This is a genomic window from Micromonospora sp. BRA006-A (assembly GCF_033433935.1).
GTDB classification, from domain to species: Bacteria; Actinomycetota; Actinomycetes; order Mycobacteriales; family Micromonosporaceae; genus Micromonospora; species Micromonospora aurantiaca.
The window spans coordinates 618,794-637,702 of the sequence record NZ_JANCLW010000001.1 but is presented as its reverse complement, the minus strand read 5'-3'; the positions used below and the strand labels follow the sequence as shown (position 1 = coordinate 637,702).

The window sequence follows — 18,909 nt, the reverse complement described above, 5'->3', positions numbered from 1 at the left end:
CACCACGGGTGCCCCGCGCGTGCGGGTGTGGCGGGTAATCTCACCGCGTGCGCGACAGCTTGCGGCCGGGCGCGACCACGGGACGCGTCCGGGCCGGACACCGGATCAGGTCCGTCCTCTCCGGAGCGGCGGTGACCGCCCTGCTCGGCGGCGCGCTGGCGGTGCCCGCGCCCGCGCTGGCCGCCCCGAAGTGCGGACCGGCCGGCGGCCCCGCACCCACCGAGGTGCCGTGGGCGCTGAGCCGCCTCGACCCGGCCGCCGCCTGGCGGCTCGGCAAGGGCGCCGGGATCACCGTCGCGGTGATCGACTCCGGGGTCTCGCCGACCCATCCCCTGCTGCGCGGGCGGGTGCTGCCGGGTGAGGACTTCAACCAGCTCGTCCGCCTGAAGGGGCAGTGCGACCTGGTCGGCCACGGCACCATGGTCGCGGGCATCATCGCCGGCCGGGAGGGCACCGGCACGCCGTACACCGGCATCGCGCCGGAGGCGAAGATCCTGCCGCTGCGGGTGCTGGCCGAGAACAAGGAGAACTTCGACCCGGACGTGCCGGCCGAGATCGGCAAGGCGATCCGTTGGGCCGTCGACCACGACGCCGACGTGATCAACCTGTCCCTGGTCACGCTCGACGACCCGGCGCTGAAGTCCGCCGTGCAGTACGCGCTCGGCAAGGACGTGGTGATCGTCGCGTCCGCCGGAAACCGGCAGGAGAACCGCGAGGACCGGCCCGCCTATCCGGCGGCGTACGAGGGTGTCGTCGCCGTCGCCGGGATCGACGAGCAGGGCGGGCACGTCGGCAGCTCGGTCAGCGGGGACTACGTGGACATCGCCGGCCCCGGCCTGAACATCGTCGGGCCCGCGCCGCAGGGGCCGGGCTACCGGGGTGAGCCGCAGGGCGGGACGAGCTTCGCCACCGCGTACGTCTCCGGGGTGGCCGCGCTGGTGCGGGCCGCGCACCCGGACATCAGCGCCGACGAGGTCGCCTACCGGCTGACCCGCACCGCCGACAGCCCGCCGGACGGGCACAACGCCGAGGTGGGCTACGGGATGGTCAACCCGTACCGGGCCGTCACCAGCCTGCTGGGCACCCGCAGCGACCCGCCGCTGGGCGCGATGCCGCCGCCGGCGCCGCCGGCCGACCCGCTGGCCGGGCAGCGCACCGTCGCGATCTGGGTCGCCGTCGTCGGCGCACTGCTGGCCGGTGTCCTGCTGACGCTGCGGCCCATCCTGGTACGCGGACGGCGGCGCGGGTGGCGGCCGGGCCGGCGTGACGTCCCGCAGGACGCCTGACGATGCACGACGGCTCCGCCCGGCGCGAGCCGTAGCGGAGCCGCTGTGGACCGGTCGGGGGTCAGTTGCCCCAGACCTTGGAGTTGCTCATCTCCGTGGTCATGTAGTTCTCGCGCGCGATGCCCACCGCGCCACCGATCTCGTTCAGAACCTTGTTGATGTCCCGCACGGCGGCGTCCCACTGAGCCTGGTGCTGCTGGTAGGCGGCCCGGTCCTGGCCCTCCCACTCGAGCTTGGTCAGCATCGCCCGCAGCGTGTCGAGCTTCTCGTCGATGGTCCGCGAGATGGCCTGCATCTGCTGGTTGCTGCTCTCCAGAACAGCGTAATCAACCTTGATGCTCATCGATTCCTCCTCTGCCTGTCTTCGCGGATCACGGGTTGAGCGCAGCGTGGAACTTGTCCAGCATCTGCTGCTGCTCTTCGTCGTTGACCTGGTGCGTGGTGCCCGACTTGTCGAGCAGGTCCGCGATGTTGTCCATCGCGGTCAGCAGCTTCGTCGTGTCCTCGTTCCAGCGAGTCATCAGGCTCTGGAAGCCCGTGGACGCCTGGCCCTTCCAGGCCATCGCCAGGTCGTCGACCACGTTCCACAGCTTCTTGAGCTCGCCGTCGACGTCGCTGCGCGTGGACCGCACGTCACTCGCGGCGGTGTGCAGAGTCGCTGCACTGACCTCGAACGCCATGCTTCACACCCTTCCGTCATCTTGTGGCGGCGGTTCCGCCGCGCCCTCCCCCGCGGCAAGGCGTACACACCCCACCGACGGACACTTCATCCGAACCGTAGCGGACGACGTCCAACCCGCGCAGCCCTGCTGACCCATCGTCGTATTCCGACACACCACTGTCGACAGACGCGGACCGCGACCCCTCCGTACCAGGTGGACGGTCGGGGCCGAGGTCAGGACCGATCGCGCGAGGATTTGACGAACGTCGACACGCCGAATGCGAGCACCGCGACCAGCATCACCACCACGACCCACAGCACCGGCTTCTCGAACGCGCGCTGGAACGACAGCACCAGCAGCGCCGCGCAGGTGCTCAGCGCCACCACCTCGGCGGCCCGGCGCAGCCGCGCCGAACGGTTCAGCCCGGCGACCAGCATCAGGACCACGAAGACCGGGATGGTCAGCAGGACGTACAGCAGCAGTGAGAAGAGCAGGGTGTCCACGCGTCGCTCCCGTCACCCGTAGAACTTGGAGTCCCGCACCCAGTCGATCTTGACGTCCTTGATGTCCGGGTCGGAGCCGGTCGGCGCCCAGCCGGGACGCGAGTCCGCGGTGAACGTGAACCGGCTGTCGGTGTGGAAGGCGGCCATCAGCGCGTGCAGCAGCGCGCTGATCTCGCCGAAGACCAGGACCAGGATGGCGGCGGTGGCGGCCAGGCCGGCGATGCCGATGGCCTGCGCCAGCGCGGTCGTCGCGGGGAAGAACTGAAGCGCGATCGAGGCGATTACCGCGACCAGGATCGGCATGAGCGCCTGAGCCAGGCCGGAGACCGCGTCGTTGTACGCGTCCCGGGCGGCGGTGAGCGTGTCCCGGTTGGCGGCGAACGCCTCGGCCAGCGAGTTGATCTCCGCACCGAGCTTGCGCAGGAACAGGTCGAACGCGTCCCGGTCGTCGAAGTCCCACTCCGCCGCGTCCGGCGGGACCGCCGCCATCGCCGCGCCGAACTGGTCCGCGCCGAGCAGGCGGGCCGCCTCGTCCCACTTCTTGATGGACTCGTTCACCTCCTGGTTGTCGAACGACTCCAGGTAGAGGATCGTGCCGATCAGCGCCGCCGAGGCGGCGATCCAGACCAGGTTGCCCTTGGCGATGGCCGCCGCCGAGCGGACCGGCGCCGTGGTCTGCGCGACCGACACCGAGCCGGTCACCGTCCCGGACGCGTTGGCGATGAGGATCTCCGGTGGCATCAGGCGCCCTTCCCGTGGCGGACCCGGCCGATCACTTGACCACCCAGGGCTGATCCGACTTCTCCCAGTTCTTCGCGCTCTGTTCGAGCTGCGCGGCGGCCCTGCGCAGATGCTCCACGCCGGTGCGGACGTTGTCCAGGTGCCCGTCCACCGCCGCGTTGTGCCGCTCCACCGCGCCGGTGCCGAACCAGCTCAACGCCCCACCGGGCAGCTTCACCTCGGCCAGCAACGTCTCGACGTTGCGGAGGTATTGGATCGGGCCGTCCGGGGCGTCGAGCCGCCGGCCCGCCTTCCGGATCGCGTCGACGTCGACCGTGTTCGGCATCGTCGGCTCCTCTCGCTCAGCGCCGCAGATTGCGGGTCGGGTCGGACAGGTGCACCCCGAACTGGCGGAACCAGTCCTCCGGGGTGAGCGTGCCGTCCTGCGCCCGGCGGACCATCTCGGAGTCGCCGAGCATCTCGCCCAGCAACTCCCGCTGCCGCTCCTCGAAGGCGGCGTAGGCCGCGTCGATCGCCGCCTGCATCGCCTCGGCCAGGGAGAAGCTGTCCAGCCGCATCGCCCGCGCGTTCAGCTCGACGTCGCCGACCTTCATGTCGCCGTCCACTGTCACCCGCACCAGCCCGTCCGGGCTCTCGCCGGTCACCCGCAGCTCGGCGCGCTGCCGCTGGACCTCGGCCAGCCGGCGCTGCTGCTCCTGCGCCTGCCGCAGCAGACCCTCCACGGCGGCACCGAAACCCGACGGGCTGCTCACGGACGCGCCCCTTCCCACTCGCGGCTGTCAATCGGGCCGACGCTACCGGACCGGCGGCCCGCCGTCCGTCCCGTCAGGCCGGTTCCGTCCACGCGGTCTGGATCAGCTGCTGGCCGTCGCGGCGGCGGACGAGCGTGCCCCGGCCCGGCGGCTGCGGAGTCGGCCGCAGGTTGCCGAGCACCGCGCCCTCCTCCCGGCTGCCGGACATCAGCAGGCCCGGCGAGTCCAGCTCGCGCAGGCGTTGCAGCACCGGCTCGTACAGCGCCCGGGCCACACCGCCGACCCGGCGCGTGATGATCAGGTGCAGGCCGATGTCCCGCGCCTGCGGCAGCAGCTCGTGCAGCGCGCTGAGCGGGTTGCTGCCACCGGAGGCGACCAGGTCGTAGTCGTCCACCAGGATGTACAGGTCCGGACCCTTCCACCAGCTCCGGTCACGCAACTGGGCGGTGGTCACGTCCGGGCCGGGCAGCCGGTTCTGCAACGCGCTGCGGATCGAGCCGAGGCCCTGGCTGAACACCTGGTTCGACGGCGCGTAGTCGAGCAGGTGGTCCCCCTCGACCGCACCCAGCAGACCACGCCGGTAGTCGGCGATGACCAGCCGCGCCTGGGCCGGGGTGTACCGCTCGGCGATCCCCCGGGCTATCAGCCGCAGCAGGTTCGTCTTGCCGCACTCGGCGTCGCCGAACACGGTCAGGTGCGGCTCGCCCGCCAGGTCCAGGTAGACCGGGGCGAGCGCCGACTCGTTGACGCCGATCGGGATGCCCGGGGCGGACCTGTCGACGACCTTCGCCAGTTCGGTGACCGCCAGCTTGCGCGGCAGCAGCCGGACCTTCGGCGCCGGCTGCCCCGGCCAGTTCGCCGCGACGTGACCGGCGAGCGCCACCGACGCCTCGGTCAGATCCTCGATGTCGCGCTTGCCGTCGATCCGCGAGATCGCGGTCAGGAAGTGCAGCTTGTCCCGGGTCAGACCACGGCCGGGCGCGCCCACCGGCACGTTCTGCGCGGCCCGCCTGTCGATCTCCGACTCCGACGGGTCACCGAGCCGCAGCTCCAGCTTGGTGCCGAGCAGGTCCCGCATGTTGATCCGGATCTCCGCCCAGCGCACCGCCGTGATCACCACGTGGACGCCGAAGCCGAGGCCCCGGTTCGCCAGGTTGGTGATCGTCTGCTCCAGCTCCTCGTACTCCTGGCGCAGCGTGTTCCAGCCGTCCACGACGAGGAAGACGTCACCGAACGGGTCGTCCGCGAACTCACCAGCCGCCCGGCGGCGCCGGTAGCTCGCGACCGAGTCGATGCCGTGCTGGGTGAACCGGTTCTCCCGCTCGTCGATCACGGCGACCACCTCGGCCACCGTCCGCCGGACCGCCTCGACGTCGCGCCGCCCCGCCACACCCGAGGTGTGCGGCAGCCCGTCCAGGCTGCGCAGCGCGCCGCCGCCGAAGTCGAGGCAGAAGAACTGCACCTCGCGCGGCGTGTGGGTGAGCGCCAGCGAGGCCAGCATCGAGCGCAGCATGGTGCTCTTGCCGCTCAGCGACGCACCGACGATCACCACGTTGCCGCCGGCCCCGGCGAGGTCGACCATCATCGGATCGCGGCGCTGCTCGTACGGACGGTCCACGATGCCGACCGGCACGGCGAGCCGGCCACGGCCCGGCCAGTCGGCGGTGGTCAGGCCGTACGTCGGATGCACGCTCAGCTTCGGCAGCAGCTCGGCCAGCCCGGACGGCTCGGCCAGCGGCGGCAGCCACACCTGGTGCGCCGGCTTGCCGCGGCCCTTGAGCTGGTCGATCAGCACGTCCAGCATCGCCACGGCCTTGCCGTCGCCGCTCTGCTCCGGCTCCGGCGCGGCCTCCGCCGGGCTCGGCGCCGCCGGCACCGGCACGTAGTCGATGCCGTACGGGACGATCCGGCGCTGCACCTGTGCCCGGGTGGAGCGCTGCACCTGTCCGGGCGCCCGGTACGGGCCGGACACGTAGGCGGCGCGGAACCGCAGCATGGTCGCGGTGTCGGTCTTCAGGTAGCCGTGACCGGGGGCGCTGGGCAGCTCGTACGCGTCCGGCACGCCGAGCACGATCCGGCTCTCCACCGCCGAGAACGTGCGCAGACCGATCCGGTACGACAGGTGCGTGTCCAGGCCGCGCAGCTTGCCCTCCTCCAGCCGCTGCGAGGCGAGCAGCAGGTGCACGCCGAGCGACCGGCCGAGGCGGCCGATCATCACGAACAGGTCGATGAAGTCCGGCTTGGCGGCGAGCAGCTCGGAGAACTCGTCACAGATGATCAGCAGGCTGGGCATCGGCTCCAGCGGCTCACCGGCGGCCCGCGCCTTCTCGTAGTCGTACCGGGAGACGTAGTTGCCCGCCGCCCGCAGCACCTCCTGCCGGCGGTTCATCTCACCGGCGAGCGCGTCCCGCATGCGGTCGACCAGCGGCAGCTCGTCGGACAGGTTGGTGATCACCGCGCTGGTGTGCGGCAACGCGTCCAGGGAGGCGAACGTGGCGCCACCCTTGAAGTCGACGAGGACGAAGTTCAGCTCCTCCGACGAGTGCGTCACCGCGAGCGCCGCGACCACCGTCCGCAGCAGTTCGCTCTTACCGGAACCGGTGGCGCCGATCACCAGGCCGTGCGGGCCCATGCCCTCGTGCGCGGACTCCTTGAAGTCCAGCTCCACCACGTTGCCGTCCGGTCCCAGGCCGAGCGGGATGCGCAGCCGGTCGCGGTGGCTGCGCGGACGCCAGGTCTGCCGGGTGTCCACAGTCGCCGCGTCGCCGACGCCGAGCAGGTCGGGCAGCTCCATGCTGCGGGCCAGCGGCTCCTCGGTGCTGGCGCCCTGCTGCTGGGAGAGCCGGAACGGGGCGATCTGCCGGGCCAGCCCCTCGGCCGCGCTCAGGGACAGCCGGTCCGGCCGGCCGAGCCGCGACGTGGCGGTGCCGCGCACCAGGTCCAGCCCGGTGCCGTCGCCGGCGTCCAGGCAGAGCAGCCAGCGGCCGGCGTCGCGCGGGACCGCGCCGGACAGGTCGAACACGGTCGTGCCGAGCAGGCCCGGCCCGGTCAGCGCGCAGGTCGCCGAGACCTCGCCGCCGTCCAGCACCACCACCACGTGCGGCGCGGTGGTCAGCGGCTTCGCCTCCGGCGCGAACCGGGGCCGTCCGCCCAGGTCCTGGGCCAGCGCGGTCTCCGCCTCGTCCAGCGCGGCGAACACCATCCGGCGTGCGCCCGCCGCGTCCGTACGCCCCGGGTGCTGGGCGTGCGGCAGCCACTTCACCCAGTCCCAGGCGGCCTGCCGATCCGGCGCGGCGACCACGACCACCAGGAGGTCCTCCGGGGCGTGGAACGTGACCAGCTGACCCAGCGCGGCCCGGGCCAGGTCCAGCACCGGCTCCCGGTCGCCGCGCAACGCGATCCGGCTGAACGCGCGCAACGACAGCGCGGTCGGCAGATCCGGCACGCTGGAGTGGGCCCGGACGAACCGGCGCAGCGCGATCGCGCTCATCGGTTCCAGGTCCTCCACCGGCTTGGTCTCCGGCGGCACGATCTCCACCGCCAGCCGCTGCGGGCCCAGCGCGATCCGTACCTCGCCGAAGTCGTCCTCGGTGATCCGCCGCTCCCAGAGCCGGCGCGAGGCGGCGATCGACCAGAGCGCGTCCGGTTCCGGGTGCCGCCAGGTCATCGCGGCGCGCTGCTGCTCGGCCGCCCGCCGGGTGCGCTTGCGCATCTGCGCGAGGTAACGCATGTAGTCGCGCCGCTGGGCGTTCAGCTCGGCCTTGTCCTTGCCGCCGTTGCCGAGCGTGCCGATCGCCATGCCCAACATGGACACACCGAACAGGCCACCCGCGACGTACGTCATCATGCCGCCGCCCCGGCCGGCGTAGAGGAACGCCATCGCGCCCACGCCGCAGAGCATCGGCAGGATCATCAGCACCTGGCCCATGCCCTTGGCCTGCGGCTCCGGCAGCTCGGGCGGGGATTCCAGCAGCACCTCGCCGCGCGGCAGCGCGGGCCCCGGTTGACGCGGAAGTCGGCGGAACACCACCGTACTCACGGCTCTCCCCTCCCCAGAAGCGGCCCTGATCGTGGTCTGCCACCGCCGGTGAGCGTCGGGTGGGCAACCTGTGCGACCGCCATCGTAGGTAATCTCCGTCAGGCGTCGTGGACCCGTGGGGCGACGCCGACGGCCCAGCGGATCGTATGCGAGCACGAGGAGGCCACTGTGGCGACGAAGACGGCGACCGGTGGACTGAGCCGGATCACCATCGTGGCGCCGCGTACCAGGATGGACCTGGCGCTGCCGTCCGACGTGCCGCTCGCCGACCTGCTCCCCACGCTGCTGCGGTACGCGGGCGAGGACCTGGCCGACGAGGGCGTACGGCACGGCGGCTGGGCCCTGTCCCGGCTCGGCGGTCAACCGCTCGACGGTGGCCGCACCGCCGCGCAGCTCGGTGTCCGCGACGGCGAGGTGCTCTACTTCAACCCGCGCGCCGCGACCGCCCCCGAGATCGTCTTCGACGACGTGGTGGACGCGGTCGCCACCTCCACCACCCAGCGGGCGGGCGCCTGGCAGGTGGGCACCACGCGGGCGTTCGCGGTCCTGCTGGCCGCCTCGGCGCTGGCCGCGGGCGCGGTGGCGGCACTGCTCACCGGCCCGCCGCAGCTACCCGGCGCGGCGACCGCGTTCGTGGTCGCGGTGGCGCTGCTGGTCGGCGCCGCGGTGCTGTCCCGCGCCGCCGGCGACAGCCGCACCGGCGCGGTGCTGGCCCTGGTCGGGATCGGGTACGCGGGCGTCGGCGGCCTGCTGGTGCTCGCCGGTGAGCGGACGCTCGGCGAGCTGGCCGGCCCGCACGTCCTGCTGGCCGGCACCGCAGTGGTGGTCTTCGCCGCGATCGCCGCGCTGGCGGTCGGCGACCGCCTGCCGCTGTTCCTCGGCGCGGTCGGCGTGGGCGGCGCGGTCGGCCTCGGCGCGGTGCTCAGCCTGGCCTTCGACATCGGCGCGGCGGCCTCGGCTGCGGTGGTGGCGACCGTCGCGTTCGGCGCGCTGCCCGCGCTGCCGATGCTCGCCTACCGCCTGGCCCGGCTGCCGGTGCCGTCCATCCCCACCGGCCCGGACGACCTCAAGACCGACACCGAGTCGGTGGACGGGCCGTCGGTGCTGCGCAACAGCGAGCGCGCGGACGCGTTCCTCACCGGTCTGCTGTGGACCGTCTCACTGCTGGTGCTCGGCGGTGAGGTGGTGCTGGCCGAGGACGGCCGGCTCCCGGCGGTCCTGCTCTGCCTGGTGCTGGCGCTGCTGTCGCTGCTGCGGGCCCGCCCGTTCCTCAGCCGTGCCCAGCGCACGCCGGTGCTGCTGGCCGGCACCGTCGGCCTCGGGCTGGTCGCCGCCGCCACCTTCGCCGCCGGCTCACTGGCGGTACGGCTCGGCCTGATCCTCGGCGGCCTGGCCGTGGTGGCCGTGATCAGCCTGGTCTACGGCCTGACCGTGGCCGGCAAGCGGATCTCCCCGGTCTGGGGCCGGACCCTGGACATCGTCGAGATCCTGCTGATCATCGCGCTCGTGCCGCTGGCCGTCTGGGTGTGCGGCGCGTACGGCTGGATCGTCAACCTTCGACCGTGACGGTCCCCATCGCGGTGCCGACCGGCGCGGTGGCGTAGACGCCGGGACCGTGCTGGCCGTCCAGTGGGCGGGCCGGCACGCCCGCGCGCCGGGCCATCTCCCGGACCGCCTTCACGAGGGCCTCGGCGTGCCCGTCCATGGCCGCCACCCGCAGCAGCGGCGGCACCCGCCGGCCGCCCGGGAGCACCACGGCGGCGACCGTGTGCGAGGGCGCGGAGGTGGAGGTGACCGCGTCCACCAGTGCGCCGAGTGAGCCGTTGGGGCGTACCCGCAGGGCCAGGCAGCGCTGCGTCCAGCCGCCTCCGCGCAGGCTGGTCCACGCCTCCACCGGGGACTCCGGCGCCAGGTCGAGCCCGGCGCCGGACACCACCGCCGCGTGCAGCTCGTTGCGGTCGAGCACCCGGTGACCGAGGCCGGCGGCGTTGAGCGCCTTGCCGAGCCGGCCCACCCCGGCCGCCACCGTGCGGTGCACGCCGCGCAGGCCGCCGCCCCGGCTCACCGCCTCGGCCCGCGCGTCGGACACCGACAGGCGCAGCGCCACCCACACGGTCCGGTACGCGGACGGCGGCGCGCCGGGTGCCGGGTACCAGACCAGGGTGTGCGAGACGACCTGGGTCTGGGTGACCGGGCCGGAGAAGTCGGCGAGCACCGCGAGCACCCGGTCGACCACCGCCGCCTCGATCGAACCGGCGGGCGCGCCGGGACGGCCGGTCAGCGCCAGCGCGGCGAACCAGCCCCGGTCGTCCTGCCCGATGCCGAGCCGGGTGCCGCGCTCGGTCAGCTCCACCACCGTCAGTTCGGGGGCGAGCGCGGCGAGCCGCGGGTCACCGCCGGGCGCCGCGCCCCGGGCCCGGTCGCGGCGCCGGCGCAGCCGGCGGCGGAGCATCAGGTCCTCGTACCACCAGCGGCCGCCCCGGCGCGCGAACGCCGCGACCACCGCCAGCAGCGCCAGGACGCCGACCACCGCGAGCAGCCACGCCGGGCCGGCGGTGGCGAACCAGACGGCGAGCGCCGCGCACTCCACCACCACGAGCTGCCCGACCACGACCGGGCCGAGGCGTCCCCGGCGGCGCTTGTCGGCCGGGGTGACCGGCCGGTCCGGCGGTACGGCGGCAGCGGTGGCGGTACGACCGGGTGGCGCCTGGAGCTGCGTCATCGGTGTGCGTCCCTTCTGGACATCCTGGGCATCCGCCGGGCGGGTGCGGTCGTTCGGACGGCGGACGGGGTCCGGCGCACCCCCGACGGCCCCTTATCGTAGGGAAGCCCGCGGCGCTGTTCGGACCTGTCGCCGCGGACCCACCCCCGCCGGAGGTTAGTCATGCGGACCCGCCGCGATCAGGTGCAGGCGTACCGCTTCGTCACCCGCCGCATCGTCTCGGCGCTGCTCTCCGGCGATCCGGAGACGAACGACCTGCCGATGCGCCGCCTCGGCATGGCGGTGTTCGGCAGCGTCATCGCGGCCGCCGTGGTGCTCGGCGGCGTGGGCGCGTACGGGCAGCTCACCAGCAACTCCGCGCCGCTGGAGCCGAACACGCTGGTGATCGAGCGGGAGACCGGCGCGACGTACTACTTCGGCGAGGACCAGGTGCTGCGCCCGACGCTCAACTACGCCTCGGCGCGGCTGATCGTCAACGACGCGGCGGCGCAGCCGCGCACCATGTCCCAGGCGTCGATCAAGGACCGTCCACGCGGGCGGCTGGTCGGCATCGTGGGCGCCCCGGACGACCTGCCCGACCGCAAGTCCCTGGTCGGGCTGCCCTGGTCGGTGTGCGACGTACCGGATCCGAACGACCCGCAGCGCTCCACCACGCACCTGGTGATCGACCGCGCGCTGCCCGGCGGCACGGCGCTGACCGACCGGGCCGTGGTGGTGCGGACCAGCGACGCCCGTTACCTGCTCACCGGCGGTTCCCGGCTTCAGGTCGCCGGCGACGAGCAGGCGCTGGTGGCGTTGAAGATGGCCGGCGCGACGAACCTGACGGTCGGGCAGCAACTGCTGAACGCGGTGCCTGTCGGCCCGGTGCTGCGCAAGCCGGCGATCGCCGGGGACGGCAGCGCGAGCGGGCTCACAGTGGCCGACCGGCCGGCCCGGATCGGCCAGGTCTACCAGGCCGCCGGCCAGTACTACGTGCTCACCCGGCAGGGCCTGGCCACAGTCCGCGAGGTCACCGCGCTGCTGCTGCTCGGCAGCGGCGGTGAGGTGACGCAGATCACCCCGGACGAGGCGGGCCGGCTCCTCACCGACCAGCGGCTGGACGCCGACGGCCTGCCCGCCCGGCTGCCGACGCTGCACGAGGTCCGGCCGGGACGGACGGTGCTGTGCGCCACCTACCGGCCCGGCCCGGCCGGTCAGCCGCCGACCACCACGCTGGAGGTCTTCGACTCCCCGCCGGCCGAGCTGACCTCGGCGACCGCGATGCCGGCCCGCCAGGGCGCCCGTGACGCGGTACGCACCGCCGAGAACGTGCTGCTACCGGGCGGCAAGGGCGTGCTGGTGCAGGCCGCGGCCGGGGAGAGCGGCAAGGCGGCGGCCGGCTCCACGGTCTACCTGATCACCGCCCAGGGCATCCGCTATCCGCTCGGCACCGCCGGGGGCGACGCCAGGAGCGCGCTCGGGTACGGCGACGTAACGCCACTGGCCGTACCGGCCTCACTGCTGGCGCTGGTGCCGACCGGCCCGACGCTGTCCCGTGAGGACGCGATGACCTACTTCGATGCGTCGGCACCCCCGGGTGCCACCGCGACACCCTCGTCTGGTGGCGCGGCGGCGCAGGTCCAGGGCGGTTGAGCAGTCGCCTGCGGATCCGAGGTGGAGGAACCCCGTCACGGGTCGCCCGGGTTGGCTCGCTTCGACTAACCTGAGTACGGCGAACGGTTATCGACGATGACTACGGGGATGCAGCCATGACGGGGCGCACGACGGTAGACGTACTGTCCTTGGAGGACTTTCACCAGCGGCTCGAGCGGCGCCTGCACGAGGCGGAGTCGGTGTTGCGCAAGCTCAACACCCAGATGCAGTGCCGCCCGCCGGCGCTCGGCACGTTCACCGACGCGACCGACAACGCACGTCGCTACTCCGAGACGCACCAGAGCTACGTCAACCACGTCGACCGGCTGCGCCGGGCGATCCTGGCCGCCCGCGAGGCGACCCACAAGATCATGACGAACTACAAGACCGCCGAGGCCCGCAACGCCGCCGCCGCGGCCGACATCGCCGCCGCCCTCTCCGGGCTCAACGAGGCGATGAAGCAGCCGAAGGAGGACCCGCGTGTCTGAGTACACCCGGCGCTACGAGCACGTCAGCCACGAGGAGCTCTACCAGGGCGTCAACGCCGGCGACCCGAAGCAGATCGAGGCGCTCAGCGCCCAGTGGACCTCCCTGAAGGGCACGCTCGACGACCTCGGCCGCGATCTGACCGCCGACCTGGAGGCGCTGGCGAAGTCCTGGACCGGCGACGCCGCGCGGGAGTTCCACCGCCGGCTGGACATGGTCGTCCGCTACTCCGGCAACCTGTCCGAGGGCATGACCGGCATCCGGCAGGGCCTGGACATGATGTCCAGCGAGCTGCGGGCCGCGCAGTCCAAGGCGGAGAGCCCGGAGAAGACCGACGACAACGACAAGCTGCTCTCCGGCGCCGGCAAGGGCTTCCTGATCGGCGGCGCCCCGGGCGCGGTGATCGGCGGGATCGTCGGCCACCAGCAGGACAAGGCCGAGCAGGAGAAGGCGCACCAGCGGATGGTGCAGGTCGTGGCGAAGCTCGCCGAGGGCTACGACTTCTCGGCGTACGGCCGCATCGTCGTGCCGGACCCGCCGGAGACCGAGATGCCCGGCCACACCAGCAACGGCGACCCGACGCTGCAGAACGGCCCGTCGGTGAAGACGCCGTCGTCCGGCCCGAGCCTGGGCAGCTTCGGCCCGGGCGCCAACGCCACCGCCACCACGTCGGGCGTGCACCACACGGCCCCGACCGGCGGCACGCCGGGCGAGGGCACGCCCGGCGCGGGCACTCCGGGCGGCCAGCCCGGCGCCGGGGCTCCGGGTTCGGTGCCGACCAGCGGCACCATCGACCCGGGCGGCACCTCGCTGGCCGGTGCCGCTCCGCTGACCAGCACCGTCGGCGGTCCGACGATCGGCGGCGGCCCGGGCTTCGGTCCCGGCGGCGCCGGCCCGACGACGATGAGCGCCGGCGGACCGGGTGGCGGGCTCTACGGCGCCCCCGGTGTGCTGAGCACCGGCTCGCTCGCGGGCACCGGCACCAACGCGGCGTCCTCGGCCCGCTTCGGCGGCATGTCCGGCGCGGAGAACCGCTCGGCGGCCGGCACCGGCCGGCTCACCTCCGGCCGTGGCCTGGTGGTCGACGCCGGGAGCAAGTCCGCCGAGCGCACCGGCGGCGCCACCGGGCGACCCGCGATGGCCGGCCGCAGCGGCGTGCTGGGCGGGCGCGGCGGCCACGGCGACGACGAGTCCGACGGCCGGCTGACCTGGCTCACCGAGGACGAGATGGTCTGGAGCGACGGCGACGCCGCCCCGCCGCCGGTGCTCGGCGGCAACTGAGTCCGGCCTTCACGAGACGGCGCGGCACCCCGGCAGGGGCGCCGCGCCGTTGCGCGTCCGGCCTGCGTGAGTGTCCGTCCACACCGACCCGTGGGGTGGCTCACGTAACCCGCAAGATCCTTGAGCTGCGGGATCGTCCGTCGACGGATAGGTTGAACAGGTGCTGCCCGTAGCGTTCACCCCGTCCACCTGGACGGCGACGCTGCGCCGGATCGCCCGCACGGCTGTGGCCGGCCTGGTGATCATCGTCGGCCTCCAGGGCATCGCCGCCGCACCCGCTCACGCCGCCGCAGCCTCGCACGCCACAGTCGCCTCGCACGCCGTCGCGATCGAGCACGTCGCGGCTCGGCAGGCGGTCACGACCGGCGCCGCGCGTTCCGCCGACCTCCCGGCCGCCGACGCGACGACCGCCGCCCTGCGGACCACCGGTCCCGGCACCGGCCCGGCCGTCACGGAAGTCCTCTCCGCCGACTCCGCCGGGCGCGTCCCCGGCGTCGAGGTCGTCGCCGCCGCCGACCCCGGCCGGGCGGACATCGCCCGTCGCGGTCCGCCGCGCGCCTGACCGGGCACCCCTTCCGGTACGCCCCGGCGCGGCCCCACCGGCCGCACGCCTCGCGCCCTGCGCGCGTCCCGTCGCGCCCGAGTCACGACGCGCACCCGCCCGGATGTCCGGGCCACGACCGTTTATCGTCCTTCGTTCCACCACGAGGTGCTGGTGATGCAGACCGTCTTCTCCTCCGTCCTGCCCGACATGCCCGCGGTCGCCGTGATCTGGCTGGTCCTGCTCGCCGTGGCCGCGACAGTGGTCACCGCGCTGATCGTCCGCCCGTCCCGGTTCCGCTCGGAACTGGTCGACCGGATCAGCGACGCCGCCCGGCCGAGCAGCATCGATCGGGCCGAGCGGGCCCGCGTACGGGACCAGGAGCAGATCCGCTACGCCGACGAGGTGGCGGTGGCCGCGTCCCGTGCCACGGCGACCGCCGAGCGGAGCCGGGCCGAGTGGCTGACCGCCCAGGAGGAGGCCGAGGCCGCCTGGCAGGCGTACCAGACAGCCGAGGAGGACGTCCGTCGTCTGACCGCCGCCGCAGCGCTGCCGCTGCCCCGGACCGCCCGGACCCCGGCCGAGTACGCGGACCGGGAGCGCTGGCTGCACCGGGCCGCGATGGACGCCCAGTGGCGGAACGAGATCACGGTGCGACAGCTCAGCGACATCCTCGGCGGCAACGGCTGGGATCCGAGCCGGCACCCGGTCGAGCAGGAGCTGCTGCTGCGCCGGCTGGTCCGGGACAACATGGCGGCCCGGCACCGGGCCGCCATGCACCGGGAGCAGGCCGCCTGGCAGGCGGCCGAGCTGGCCGCAGCGGCGGCGCAGAGCCTGCGTGACGAGGCGTTCGCGGCCCTGCACCCGGTCGCCGAGCCGCAGACGGAACTCTCCATCGTCGGGTTCGCCGGACCCGAGGCCACCCGGGAACTGCCGACCGCGGCGGGCGTGGAGACCACTCGCGAGCCGACCCCGGTGGCCCGGGGCCGGGCGGCGGTCGTGGCCTGAGAACACCGTGGCCCGGGCTCCCGGATGGATTACTTCCGAGCACTATGACTGAGAGGCATATTCATGCCTCTCAGTCATACGCGTTCCGTCGGAGTCGTCTGTCGGCGGCGGCTACCGGAAGTAGCGGACACCGCCGAGGACGGGAAGGCTCGGAGCTCCGACACCGCGCGGCCCGGGCCCGGCTCGGCTAGCGTGGTGGCGTGTCCCGTGAAGCCTGGGTGCTGGTCGTCCTCGCCGCCGTCCTCGCGGCGGCCATGCTGGCCGGGGCGGTACTGCTCGCCATCCGGGTGGTCCGCACCCGCCGGATGCTCGGCGCGCTCGGCGCCGGCGGCAAGGTCGCGTTCTACGGCGCGCTGATCTACACGATCCTGCCGGTGGACCTACTGCCCGACCCGATCTACCTGGACGACATGGGCGTGCTGGCCGGCGCGCTCTTCTACCTGGGCCGGCTGGTCGCCAAGCACCGCGCCGAGCAGCGGGCCGCCGGGGAGTCCCCGGTGGCGACGTTGCCGCCGGGCGCGGCGCCCCGCCGCTGAGACGTCACCGGCACCGAACGAGGAGACGACATGGCGGGACGGCATCGGCTGGATCCGGGCGACGAGCGGGTGGCCCGCTTCTTCGCGGACCGGCACCTCGCCACGCTCACCACACCGCGTGCCGACGGCACCCCGCACGTCGTACCCGTGGGGGTGACCTTCGATCCCGCGGCCCGGCTGGCCCGGGTGATCACCTCCGCCGGGTCGGCGAAGGCCCGGCACGTCGCGGCGGCCGGGCCGGACGGCGTCCCGGTGGCGGTGTGCCAGGTCGACGGCCGCTGGTGGCTGACGGTGGAGGGCCGGGCGGTGCTGCGCCGTGACCCGGAGTCGGTGGCCGAGGCCGAGCGGCGGTACGCCGAGCGGTATCGCACGCCGCGCCCGAATCCGGAACGGGTGGTCATCGAGATCGCGGTGAACCGGCTCCTGGGAAGTCTCCCCGGCTGAGGCGTCTGTCCGGTTCCGCGGTGGCCCCGGTCACGGCCGGAAATGGGCCGCAGCGGCAGGGTGGTTGAACTCTCCGTACGCCGAGCGCCACTCCTGGTGCCGCGTCTCCCGCACGGAGCCGTCGACCCCCGAATGGAGCCTCGACCATGAACCCGATCATCCGTAAGTGTGTGCTGTCCGTCGCCGGTCTGGCCGCGGCCGGCGGTGCCGTGGCCGGTCCGGTCGCCGCCCACGCCGCCCCGGTCAAGGGCAAGGGCGACCGTGCCGCCGACTACGAGTACCAGGCACAGCCGAACTACTTCTACTGCGGTCCCGCCTCGACCCGGATCGCGCTGTCGGCCGAGGGCAGGGACGTGAGCCAGGACGAGCTGGCGACGAAGCTCGGCACCACCGAGAACGGCACCGACTCGGCCATCGACATCACCCGCGTGCTCAACGAGTACACGGGTGGCAAGTACAAGACCACCGAGATCCGCGACGACGTGGCCACCCGGGACCAGGTCGAGCGTCTGCGCGCGGACATCCGTACCGCTGTGGACGACGACCGTCCGGTGGTGGCGAACATCCTGGGCGGTGCCCGGGACATCGACGGAGTGGAGCACAGCTACCCCGGCCACTACGTGACCGTGGTGCGGTACGAGGGCGACGGCGACCGGGTGCTGATCGCCGACCCGGCCCGGCCGGACGAGCCCACGTACTGGATGGACGTGACCGAGCTGGCCAACTGGATCGCCGGACGCGGCTACAGCTCCTGACCCGCACGGGCCGGTCCCCTGCTGGGGGGCCGGCCCGCCAGAAGTGGTACGTCAGCGGCCGGTGTCGCCTTCGCCGGTGCGCTGCTGCGCCATGTCGACGCCCTTGTCGATCTGCGCGTCGTACTTGCCGCCGGTGCGCTTGTCCGCCGCGTCACCGGCCTTCTCGATGCCCTGGTCGACCTGCTTGTCGTGCTTGTCGGCGAAGTCCTTGGCCTTGTCCATGAAGTCGCTCATGCCCGATCTCCCTTCGATACGGTGAATGCCTTCCCGGAGGCCGGGGGCACAAACACCGGGTGGGCGGTTACGTCCCTGGTGTCGGATCGACCCGCGTCGGGTACCAACGGCCCGGATCGAGGAGGGCGACGTGGACGACGACGCTGGCATAACCGGGCGGGCACCGACCGCCGGACCGCGGCAGACCTGGGCGGGACTTCCCTGGCCGGTACGGACGGCGGTCACCTGGAGCGCCTGCCTGCTGGTGGTGACCGCCGGGCTGTGGCTGCTGGGGCAGATCGCCGTACTGCTGGCGCCGCTGGCGGTGGCGCTGGCCGGCACGCTCTTCCTCGCCGCGCTCCTCGACCCGATCCTGGTACGCCTGCGCCGGTTGCGGGTACCGGCCGGACTCGCCGCGCTGCTGAGCATCCTGCTGCTGCTCGGCATCCTGGGCGGTGCCGGCGTCCTGGTCTGGAACCTCACCGCGAGCCAGTTCGGCGAGTTGAGCCAGCAACTCGACGAGGGTTTGCAGCGCACCCGGGACTTCGTCACGTCCAGCCTGCCGGTCACCGACCAGCAGCTCGACCGGCTCGTCGAGCAGATCCGGCAGGGCCTGAGCAGCGGCGCGCCCGACCCGGTCGCCGGTGCGCGCAAGGTCGCCGAGGTCGCGGGCGCGGTGCTGCTCGCCCTGGTGCTGCTGTTCTTCCTGCTCAAGGACGGCCGCTCGATGTGGCGCTGGGTGTTGCGCCGGCTGACCGGCCCGCGCCGGGAGCTGACCGCCGAGGCGGGTCGGGCGGGCTGGCGGACGCTCGGCGCGTACAGCCGGGGCACGATGATCATCGCGGCCATCGACGCCATCGGCATCGGGCTGGCCCTGGTCGTGTTGCGTGTCCCGCTGGCCCTGCCGCTCGCCCTGATCACGTTCCTCGGCGGGTTCGTACCGATCATCGGTGCCACGGTGGCCGGTGCGGTGGCGGTGCTCGTCGCGCTCGCCGCGAACGGTCCCACCACCGCGCTGCTGACGCTGGCCGCCGTGATCGCCGTCCAGCAGATCGAGGGCAACCTGCTGGAACCACTGGTGATGCGTCGGCAGGTGCAGCTGCACCCGGCGGTCATCCTGGTGGTGGTCACGGCCGGCACGCTGGTGGCCGGGGTCGCCGGGGCGTTCGTGTCGGTGCCGATCGCGGCGGTGCTGTGGCGGGTGCTGGACACCGTGCAGCGGCACCGCGCCGCCGAGCGGAGCGGCTCCGACGTTCCCGCACCGACCGCCGACCCGGGCCGCGCCGCCGAGGCAGCGGGCTGACGGCG

Annotated in this window: 20 protein-coding genes; 11 read left to right on the top strand and 9 right to left on the bottom strand. The window is 73.5% G+C overall.

Annotation, left to right across the window (positions count from 1 at the left end):
• Positions 1 to 47 precede the first annotated feature (47 nt).
• Entirely contained in the window at positions 48 to 1,286 is a 1,239-nt protein-coding gene (gene mycP / locus NMK34_RS03195; protein ID WP_318332125.1) for a type VII secretion-associated serine protease mycosin, read from the top strand.
• A 61-nt stretch (positions 1,287 to 1,347) separates the two neighbouring features.
• Here mycP and NMK34_RS03190 read toward each other — a convergent pair whose 3' ends face one another.
• The 7 genes from NMK34_RS03190 to eccCa all read right to left on the bottom strand — a co-directional run bounded on the left by NMK34_RS03190 (position 1,348) and on the right by eccCa (position 7,983).
• Positions 1,348 to 1,629, bottom strand: coding sequence for a WXG100 family type VII secretion target (locus NMK34_RS03190; protein WP_013283773.1), 282 nt, complete (start codon positions 1,627 to 1,629; stop codon positions 1,348 to 1,350).
• A gap of 28 nt (positions 1,630 to 1,657) precedes the next feature.
• The gene (locus NMK34_RS03185; protein ID WP_013283772.1) at positions 1,658 to 1,966 is read right to left on the bottom strand and encodes a WXG100 family type VII secretion target; all 309 of its coding nucleotides are present in this window, start codon (positions 1,964 to 1,966) and stop codon (positions 1,658 to 1,660) included.
• Between the two features lie 215 nt (positions 1,967 to 2,181).
• The gene (locus NMK34_RS03180; protein WP_318332124.1) at positions 2,182 to 2,451 is read right to left on the bottom strand and encodes a hypothetical protein; all 270 of its coding nucleotides are present in this window, start codon (positions 2,449 to 2,451) and stop codon (positions 2,182 to 2,184) included.
• Positions 2,452 to 2,463: 12 nt separating this feature from the next.
• A complete protein-coding gene (locus NMK34_RS03175) occupies positions 2,464 to 3,192 on the bottom strand; it encodes a hypothetical protein (RefSeq protein ID WP_318332123.1) in 729 nt (242 codons plus the stop codon).
• Positions 3,193 to 3,223: 31 nt separating this feature from the next.
• On the bottom strand, positions 3,224 to 3,517 hold the full coding sequence (locus tag NMK34_RS03170) for a hypothetical protein (RefSeq protein WP_135243013.1): 294 nt from the start codon (positions 3,515 to 3,517) through the stop codon (positions 3,224 to 3,226).
• Positions 3,518 to 3,533: 16 nt separating this feature from the next.
• Positions 3,534 to 3,944, bottom strand: a complete 411-nt coding sequence (locus NMK34_RS03165) for a YbaB/EbfC family nucleoid-associated protein (RefSeq protein WP_318332122.1) — start codon at positions 3,942 to 3,944, stop codon at positions 3,534 to 3,536.
• Positions 3,945 to 4,017: 73 nt separating this feature from the next.
• Complete coding sequence (eccCa, locus tag NMK34_RS03160; RefSeq protein ID WP_318332121.1) at positions 4,018 to 7,983, bottom strand: type VII secretion protein EccCa; 3,966 nt, start codon at positions 7,981 to 7,983, stop codon at positions 4,018 to 4,020.
• Positions 7,984 to 8,151: 168 nt separating this feature from the next.
• Between eccCa and eccD the strand changes: the two genes are divergently transcribed.
• Positions 8,152 to 9,549 (top strand): type VII secretion integral membrane protein EccD, encoded by a 1,398-nt coding sequence (gene eccD, locus NMK34_RS03155; protein ID WP_318332120.1) that lies wholly within the window; start codon positions 8,152 to 8,154, stop codon positions 9,547 to 9,549.
• Here the strand turns inward: eccD and NMK34_RS03150 are convergent.
• Positions 9,533 to 10,705: a type VII secretion protein EccE gene (locus NMK34_RS03150; RefSeq protein WP_318332119.1), complete on the bottom strand. Its 1,173-nt coding sequence runs from the start codon at positions 10,703 to 10,705 to the stop codon at positions 9,533 to 9,535. The genes eccD and NMK34_RS03150 overlap by 17 nt on opposite strands.
• Positions 10,706 to 10,867: 162 nt before the next feature.
• Between NMK34_RS03150 and eccB the strand changes: the two genes are divergently transcribed.
• From eccB to NMK34_RS03110, 8 genes are all read left to right on the top strand, one after another.
• Positions 10,868 to 12,337, top strand: a complete 1,470-nt coding sequence (eccB, locus tag NMK34_RS03145; protein ID WP_318332118.1) for a type VII secretion protein EccB — start codon at positions 10,868 to 10,870, stop codon at positions 12,335 to 12,337.
• 116 nt (positions 12,338 to 12,453) lie between these two features.
• Positions 12,454 to 12,825 (top strand): hypothetical protein, encoded by a 372-nt coding sequence (locus NMK34_RS03140; RefSeq protein WP_013283763.1) that lies wholly within the window; start codon positions 12,454 to 12,456, stop codon positions 12,823 to 12,825.
• The gene (locus tag NMK34_RS03135) at positions 12,818 to 14,104 is read left to right on the top strand and encodes a WXG100 family type VII secretion target (protein WP_318332117.1); all 1,287 of its coding nucleotides are present in this window, start codon (positions 12,818 to 12,820) and stop codon (positions 14,102 to 14,104) included. The genes NMK34_RS03140 and NMK34_RS03135 overlap by 8 nt, the downstream gene beginning before the upstream one ends.
• 160 nt (positions 14,105 to 14,264) lie before the next feature.
• Positions 14,265 to 14,666 (top strand): hypothetical protein, encoded by a 402-nt coding sequence (locus NMK34_RS03130; protein ID WP_318332116.1) that lies wholly within the window; start codon positions 14,265 to 14,267, stop codon positions 14,664 to 14,666.
• A 156-nt stretch (positions 14,667 to 14,822) separates the two neighbouring features.
• A complete protein-coding gene (locus NMK34_RS03125; protein ID WP_318332115.1) occupies positions 14,823 to 15,653 on the top strand; it encodes a hypothetical protein in 831 nt (276 codons plus the stop codon).
• Between the two features lie 200 nt (positions 15,654 to 15,853).
• Entirely contained in the window at positions 15,854 to 16,189 is a 336-nt protein-coding gene (locus NMK34_RS03120) for a YkvA family protein (RefSeq protein WP_013283759.1), read from the top strand.
• A gap of 30 nt (positions 16,190 to 16,219) precedes the next feature.
• On the top strand, positions 16,220 to 16,633 hold the full coding sequence (locus NMK34_RS03115; protein WP_318332114.1) for a pyridoxamine 5'-phosphate oxidase family protein: 414 nt from the start codon (positions 16,220 to 16,222) through the stop codon (positions 16,631 to 16,633).
• Positions 16,634 to 16,779: 146 nt separating this feature from the next.
• Entirely contained in the window at positions 16,780 to 17,388 is a 609-nt protein-coding gene (locus tag NMK34_RS03110; RefSeq protein ID WP_318332113.1) for a C39 family peptidase, read from the top strand.
• Positions 17,389 to 17,439: 51 nt separating this feature from the next.
• Here the strand turns inward: NMK34_RS03110 and NMK34_RS03105 are convergent, their stop codons facing one another.
• On the bottom strand, positions 17,440 to 17,622 hold the full coding sequence (locus tag NMK34_RS03105; RefSeq protein WP_043327099.1) for an antitoxin: 183 nt from the start codon (positions 17,620 to 17,622) through the stop codon (positions 17,440 to 17,442).
• Between the two features lie 130 nt (positions 17,623 to 17,752).
• Between NMK34_RS03105 and NMK34_RS03100 the strand changes: the two genes are divergently transcribed.
• The gene (locus NMK34_RS03100) at positions 17,753 to 18,904 is read left to right on the top strand and encodes an AI-2E family transporter (RefSeq protein ID WP_318332112.1); all 1,152 of its coding nucleotides are present in this window, start codon (positions 17,753 to 17,755) and stop codon (positions 18,902 to 18,904) included.
• Positions 18,905 to 18,909 lie beyond the last annotated feature (5 nt).

Excerpts from the sequence above, each read along its gene's own strand:
- NMK34_RS03105 (WP_043327099.1), bottom strand. The coding sequence starts at position 17,622 with ATGAGCGACTTCATGGACAAGGCCAAGGACTTCGCCGACAAGCACGAC.
- NMK34_RS03115 (WP_318332114.1), top strand. The coding sequence starts at position 16,220 with ATGGCGGGACGGCATCGGCTGGATCCGGGCGACGAGCGGGTGGCCCGC.
- NMK34_RS03150 (WP_318332119.1), bottom strand. The coding sequence starts at position 10,705 with ATGACGCAGCTCCAGGCGCCACCCGGTCGTACCGCCACCGCTGCCGCC.
- NMK34_RS03185 (WP_013283772.1), bottom strand. The coding sequence starts at position 1,966 with ATGGCGTTCGAGGTCAGTGCAGCGACTCTGCACACCGCCGCGAGTGAC.
- NMK34_RS03190 (WP_013283773.1), bottom strand. The coding sequence starts at position 1,629 with ATGAGCATCAAGGTTGATTACGCTGTTCTGGAGAGCAGCAACCAGCAG.
- eccB (WP_318332118.1), top strand. The coding sequence starts at position 10,868 with ATGCGGACCCGCCGCGATCAGGTGCAGGCGTACCGCTTCGTCACCCGC.
- NMK34_RS03140 (WP_013283763.1), top strand. The coding sequence starts at position 12,454 with ATGACGGGGCGCACGACGGTAGACGTACTGTCCTTGGAGGACTTTCAC.
- NMK34_RS03110 (WP_318332113.1), top strand. The coding sequence starts at position 16,780 with ATGAACCCGATCATCCGTAAGTGTGTGCTGTCCGTCGCCGGTCTGGCC.
- NMK34_RS03170 (WP_135243013.1), bottom strand. The coding sequence starts at position 3,517 with ATGCCGAACACGGTCGACGTCGACGCGATCCGGAAGGCGGGCCGGCGG.
- NMK34_RS03175 (WP_318332123.1), bottom strand. The coding sequence starts at position 3,192 with ATGCCACCGGAGATCCTCATCGCCAACGCGTCCGGGACGGTGACCGGC.
- NMK34_RS03125 (WP_318332115.1), top strand. The coding sequence starts at position 14,823 with ATGCAGACCGTCTTCTCCTCCGTCCTGCCCGACATGCCCGCGGTCGCC.